This is a genomic window from Pedobacter miscanthi (assembly GCF_003315595.1).
GTDB classification, from domain to species: Bacteria; Bacteroidota; Bacteroidia; order Sphingobacteriales; family Sphingobacteriaceae; genus Pedobacter; species Pedobacter miscanthi.
In genome coordinates, this window is the sequence record NZ_QNQU01000055.1 from 1 (window position 1) to 6902 (window position 6902).

At 43.7% G+C, this 6902-nt stretch carries 2 protein-coding genes; both read left to right on the forward strand.

Going from position 1 to position 6902, the window contains the following annotated elements:
* Positions 1-546: 546 nt before the first annotated feature.
* Entirely contained in the window at positions 547-5736 is a 5190-nt protein-coding gene (locus tag DRW42_RS28215; RefSeq protein ID WP_113952204.1) for a CehA/McbA family metallohydrolase, read from the forward strand.
* Positions 5737-5774: 38 nt separating this feature from the next.
* On the forward strand, positions 5775-6665 hold the full coding sequence (locus DRW42_RS28220) for a PorP/SprF family type IX secretion system membrane protein (RefSeq protein WP_158544422.1): 891 nt from the start codon (positions 5775-5777) through the stop codon (positions 6663-6665).
* The last annotated feature ends 237 nt before the right edge of the window (positions 6666-6902 follow it).

Genomic DNA, 6902 nt, shown 5'->3' on the forward strand with positions numbered 1-6902 from the left:
CGTGAAGGGAAAAAATGCTATACAGTAAGAAATTATGTTCAGTAGTTTTCTCCACTATAGTCGAAATGAGTTTAAAAAATCGCCATTAATCTTTAGTTCATTACAGAATTTATCAACATCCCACCTAAATCCCAAAGAAATATATAAATTTATATTTTTAATACCGTACTCCACAAGCTTTTAACAAAACAAACAACTAAAATTAACTTCATTCTAATACTGTATTAATATTCAAGGCTTATTTTCGTAACCTAATCATTCTATATGGCGCTACAATTACTCCAATAACTGTTTTCCAGTTAAAAAAATCGTTGTCAGGCAAATGTTTTAGCAATATTGCTATATCATATAGTAAAATAGCCTGCTCCTGAATGATCAAAAATTCCTTCAACAAAACAATCCTTATTATTCTTTATGGCAAAACTCTACTTCTAATCATTCGAATCCTCGCGGGACCGTTCCCGGAACTAAAGCAATGATTCAACATTTGCTTTGCTAACTTATTCAATAAGATTATTCATCATTTCATATCCCTAAAAAACTTATATGAAAAAACTTTTACTATTATCCTTATTTCTTACCCTGTATTTCCCCATGGTTACATTGGCACAAATTGCCAGTTGGGATTTTACCGGGCAAAGTACATTGGCAACGTCTACAGCAACAACCTTTGATGCTGGCTTAACAACAGCGCCTATTTTAACACGTGGTGCCGGCGCATTAGCAAGTGCAGGTAACAATTCATTCAGAACTGTCAATTTTAAGAACGACGGCATTTCGACTGCAAATACAGATTATTTCCAGGTAACGCTAACTGCCTCGACAGGCAATAAAATTTCACTTAGCTCCATCGATGCGCTTTTTGCAGGAACAGCAACCTACTATGTAAGCCCGGGAGTAAGCTCTCAATATGCTTATAGTTTAGACGGAACAACTTTCACATTAATTGGAAGCCCTGTATTAATCACGAGTACAACTGTTGCACCCAATGCCTCTCCAACTGTTAACCTATCAGGCATAACAGCCCTGCAAAATGTAGCGGCAGGTACAACTATAACCATTCGTTATTATGCATCAGGACAAACAGCTACAGGTGGCTGGGGATTCAACTCCCCTGCTGCAGGAAGAGTTGGATTTAGTATCGGTGGTTCGGTAACCGGCTCGAATACGAGCGATACAACCCCACCAACAAATACAGCAGGTTACCCTAAAACGGCAGCAATAACAAGCACTTCAGTTAATCTGATCAGCAATATTAACGAAGTAGGAAATACATATTATGTTTTACTTCCGGCCGCTGCAACAGCACCAACAACAGCACAAATAAAAGCAGGTAAAGATGGCAGCAATGCACAGGCATTTAAATTTGGCACTATTGCCAATACCGCCAATACCGATGCAACAGCAACCATTTCTGGCCTTACACTTTCAACAGCTTATAAAATATATACGGTATCAGAAGATGCAGCCACTACGCCAAATTTACAAACTACCCTATCTTCATTAAGTTTTAGTACTCTTGGTGCTGCTGATGTTACCCCACCCATAACCGCAGCAACTTATCCTAAAACAACTACCGTTACCACCACCTCTGTTGCTTTTGCAAACAACATTAACGAGGCTGGTACCACTTATTATGTGCTTGCGCTTTCTGGAGGCACAGCTCCTACACCTGCACAGGTAAAAGCCGCGCAGGATGGAACAGGTACGGCCGCTTTTAAATCAGGTTCATTTGCCAATACCGCCAATACCGATGCCAGTGCAACTATCACCGGCTTAACAACCGGCACGGCTTATACCTTATATGTGGTGGCGCAGGATGCGGCCGGCAATTTACAAACCACGGTTGCCACAGTTGATGCAACTACAGCTAACCCTCCATTGGTAAGTGCCCCGGTAATAATCAGCCAGTATTACGAAGGTACCTCAGTAAACAAATGGATCGAATTAACCAACCTTACCAACGCCCCGATCAACACCGCATCGCCCCAGCTTAAATTAGCTTTATACAATATCTCAGGTGACGCCGGAAACATTAATATTACCGGAGCTCCATCTCAAATTGTAAACTTAAATTTTACCATTCCGGCACTCGGATCGGTAATTCTGGGCAATACAGGTAACGGTACCGAAGTTCCTTATTTAACTCCGGCCAGTGCCATCCTTAATAACAACAACGTTATTAATTTTAATGGTAACGATGGTGTGGCTTTATTAGATGCCAACAACAACATTATCGATGCCTTTGGCCAGGGTGTTAACGCAAAAGACGTTTCTTATGTAAGAAGTTTGAACGTAACGGCCCCCAGCCCTACCTATATCGACGATGATTGGACCAGAACGCCACTGGCCACCGTTCAAAATGCGATTGACGACGACGATGCCAACAGGTTAGGTGTACATTTCCCACCTAATTTACCAACCTGTGCTGCGCCAACAGCACCGGCAACAGCATTAACCTTTAGCGCAGTAACCACAGGCAGTATTACCGCTACCTTTACCAAATCGGCAGATGCCAACGAATACCTGATCATCAGGAGTTTAAATGCGACATTAAGTGCAACACCGGTTGATGGCACCGCTTATGCTGTGGGTTCTGCTTTAGGCGGGGGTACTGTAATCAACAAAATTGTAAGCAATACCTTTACCGATAACGGCTTAAACAGTTCTACCACTTACAACTACTTTATTGTTCCTTTAAATAACCTTTCGTGTACCGGTGGACCGAAATATTTAACCACCAATATTTTAACCGCTGCACAAACCACCAAAACCCTGCTGCCATGCACCACGCCAACGGCACAGCCTACGGGTTTTACCATTACTTCATCCAACTACAATTTTATCCAGGCTTCTTTTACTGCCGCCGGCACAGCTGATGAATACCTGGTGGTAATGAGTACCAGTAACACCCTAACCGCAGCACCCGTAAACCAAACCGTTTACAATGTTGGCGATGCACTAGGTGGTGGTATTGTAGTAAAAAGAGGAAGCGGTACTTCGTTTATCAGGAACGGTTTAACGCAAAACACCAATTATTATTTCTTTACTTATACCGTAAACAGTGCCTGCAGCGGTGGTCCGTTATATTTAACTACCCAACCGCTTTTAGGAAACTTTAAAACCGGTATCCTTGATGTAAATAAACTCAATTTTTATTACGGCAACCTGCATAGTCACAGCAGTTATTCAGACGGAAATAAAGACGATTTAACTAAAAAACCTGAAGATGATTATGCCTTTGCCAAAACGGCGATGAACCTCGATTTCCTTGGGATATCAGAGCATAACCACACCCAGGCAGGTATGTCGTTAGCCAACTGGCAACCAGGCATTATTGCCGCTAAAAATGCAACTACCTCAACTTTTGTGGCCATGCATGGTATGGAGTGGGGTGTAATTAGTGGTGGCGGACACGTAATTGTGTACGGCATCGATTCACTGATCGGCTGGGAACCCGGCGAAAACCAGATTTATGTACCTAAAAGTACTTATACCGGTCCGGCAGGTTTATTCAGGATTATTAACCGCCATGGTTTAAATGCCATTGCCACTTTAGCCCACCCTAACACAACCGATTTTAACAACATCTCTGCAACTTATGATTTAAGCGCCGATAGTGCCATTGTAGGTGCAGCTTTAGAGAGCGGTCCGGCATTTTCTACCAACGTTACCTATTCCGATCCGGCCAGCTCCATGAGTTATTTAAGTTATTACAACCGCATGCTCGCACGGGGTTATCACTTGGGTGCAACCATCGATCACGATAACCACAACTTGACTTTTGGTAAGCACACCCGTGCACGATTAGTGGTATTGGCCCCTGCCCTTACCGAAAACGATTTGTTGGATGCCATCAAAAAAATGCGTTTCTATGCATCAGAAGATTCGGCAGCCAAAGTAGTATTCACCATTAACAAACAACCTGTAGGTAGTATATTTAAAACGGCCGGTGCACCGCAGATAGCTGTAAGTTCTATTACCACAAGTGCGGTAACCAGCATCAGGATTTTATATGGAACACCAGGAAGCGGAACCAACCCTGTTGAGTTAACCACAAGCGCTACTTCGAGTTTAACCTATACCGATAATGCCCTGGCCAATTTAGCTACAGGTTATTATTATGCCGATATTGTAGAGGCCGACGGAAGCAGGATCATTACTTCCCCTATCTGGTATACCAGGGACGATGCAACGGTTAAAAAAGACCAGACCATTACTTTTGCCGCTACCAGGACAGCTACCTACGGCGACCCGGATTTAGCTGCCGGTGCCACCAGTGATAATACCACCATCAACATTGAATATACCAGCAGCGATACCAATATTGCAACCATCAGCAACAACGATATCCATATTGTAAAAGCAGGCACCGTAACCATTACAGCCAGCCAGCCCGGCGATACTTTCTTTAACCCGGCAGTAGCCAAACAGCAGGTATTAACCATTGCCCCTAAAACCATTAACGTAACGGCCGATGCCAAAACCAAGGTTGAAGGAACGGCTGATCCGGCATTTACTTACGTTTCTGCCCCTGCATTAATTGGCACCGATGCTTTTACGGGCGCATTAACACGCGTTACCGGCGAAACAGCTGGCGATTATGTCATTCAGCAGGGAACATTGGCATTAAGCCCCAATTATGCGGTTAACTATACTCCGGCCAACCTGCATATTTATGCCAAACCTGTTGCGGCATTAAGTGCAAATGTTTCTGTGCCACAAAATGCCACTGCTCCGGTAATTACATTCAGGGCAACCGCAGGTACCGCTCCTTTTACTTTCACTTATAACATTAATGGTGGTACCAGCCAAACCTTAAGGGCAACAAGCAATACCGCAACGGTAACCGCACCAACCAATGTGGTGGGTACATTTGTGTACACCATTACCAATATTGCCGATGCCTTTAGTACACAGGCGCAAAACGTTTCTACCACGGTAACCGTACGTCCGTTACCCGTGGCAACCATTGCAGGTACTACCTCGGTATGTAATTTCGGTTCATCACCTAACATTACCTTTACCGGCTCGGTTGGTACAGCGCCATATACCTTTACCTATACTGTTAACGGAGGTACTAACCGCACCGTAACCACCAACAGCACTACCGCAACCGTTAGTGCACCAACCAACTCGGCAGGTACTTTTACCTATACTTTGGTGAGCGTAGCTGATGCTTATGCCAATCAGTTACAAACAGGCTCGGCAACCGTAACCGTAAATGCTTTACCGGTAGTTTCCATCAGTAGTAACAAAGGTGCTTCAATTTCTAAAGGAGATGCGTTAATTTTAACCGCAACTGGTGGTACACAATACAGCTGGACTGGCTCCGACATCATCAGCGGACAAACTACTGCATCAGCAACCATTCGTCCGAAACAGAGCGGCACTTATCGCGTTACCGTAACCAATGCCAGTGGCTGTGTGAGCGACCAAAGTATTGCCATTACCGTAATAGAGGATTTTAAGCTCGAAGCCAGTACGGTAGTAACACCAAACGGCGATGGTTATAACGATAAATTTATCGTGAAAAACATCGATTACTATCCGAACAATACCTTAAGGATATTCGATAAAGCCGGACGTGTACTCTACACCAAACAAACTTATGCCAACGATTGGGACGGAACCATAAACGGCAGTCCGCTAAGTGAAGGTACCTATTACTACATCATCGATTTAGGTAAAGGTATCGGCACATTTAAAGGTTACATCAACATCCTTAGAAACTAATTACAGACATGAGAGCAATTACAAAAAATATAAAGCAAATGCGTCGCGTAACGTTTCTGTTTGCTGTTAGCACATTATTTTTAGGAACTGCAAAAGCACAGATCCTGCCCCTTAACGCACAGTATTTCCAAAACCGTTACCTTGTAAATCCATCAATGGCCGGTATTAACGAAGGTTTCAACATCAACGGAAGTTTCCGTAAACAATGGTCAAACATTCCGGGGGCGCCCATTACACAGAGCGTAACTTTAGATCAGCAGGCAAACAAAGTGGGCTGGGGCGTAAATATCTATAACGAGAAATCGGGCGGGATACAGCGCACCAAGGCTATGGGTACCTTTGCTTATCACCTTCCTTTAAACAACGACGATCAGAAGCTGAATTTCGGTATCTCTTTTGGTGCCAGTCAGGATAAACTCGATTTAAGCAGCGTAAGGAACAGCGATATCAACGATCCGTCCATCGCCCGTTTTAACGACAGGGGTTATTATTTTGACGGCGATTTTGGTGTTTCCTATACCTCAAATGGATTAACCGTAGAAGGTGCCATCCCGAACATGCGTTCCGTTTTCAGGAAAGATGATTTAAACTATGCCGATAAGCCTACATTTTATTCGGCAGTGAGTTATAAATTCGCTTTAGGATCCGGTATCGACGCCATCAGTTTAGAACCCAAAGGTGTTTTCAGGGGCATTAAAAACTACGAAAACTTATGGGATGCCGGTTTAAACGCAAACTTTGCCGGCGATAAATTATACGCCATGGCCATGTACCATAATACCCAAAATGCCACATTCGGTTTCGGCATGAACTATAAATCCACTTTATACTTTATGGCCTATTACAACACCGCAACTTCGGCCATCAGCGGTTATACCGACGGCGATTTCGAAATAAGCGTAAGGGTAAACATCGGCAAGAAACGATAATAGCCAACACTTTCAACCAGGAGCCGCAGATAGAAATACCTGCGGCTTTTTTGCCCCTATCCGCCTACCTGCACCTTTCCCCTGAAAGGGAAAGGCTCATAAAACAACTTATCGCACCTGCAAATTGCACCATGCTATCTGCACCCTGCCATCCGGCATAGGAGATTTTCTTAGAAATAAGCATTGAAATTCTTGCACAACCCCACACCAAACCACAGCCCAAGGCAATATACAGTC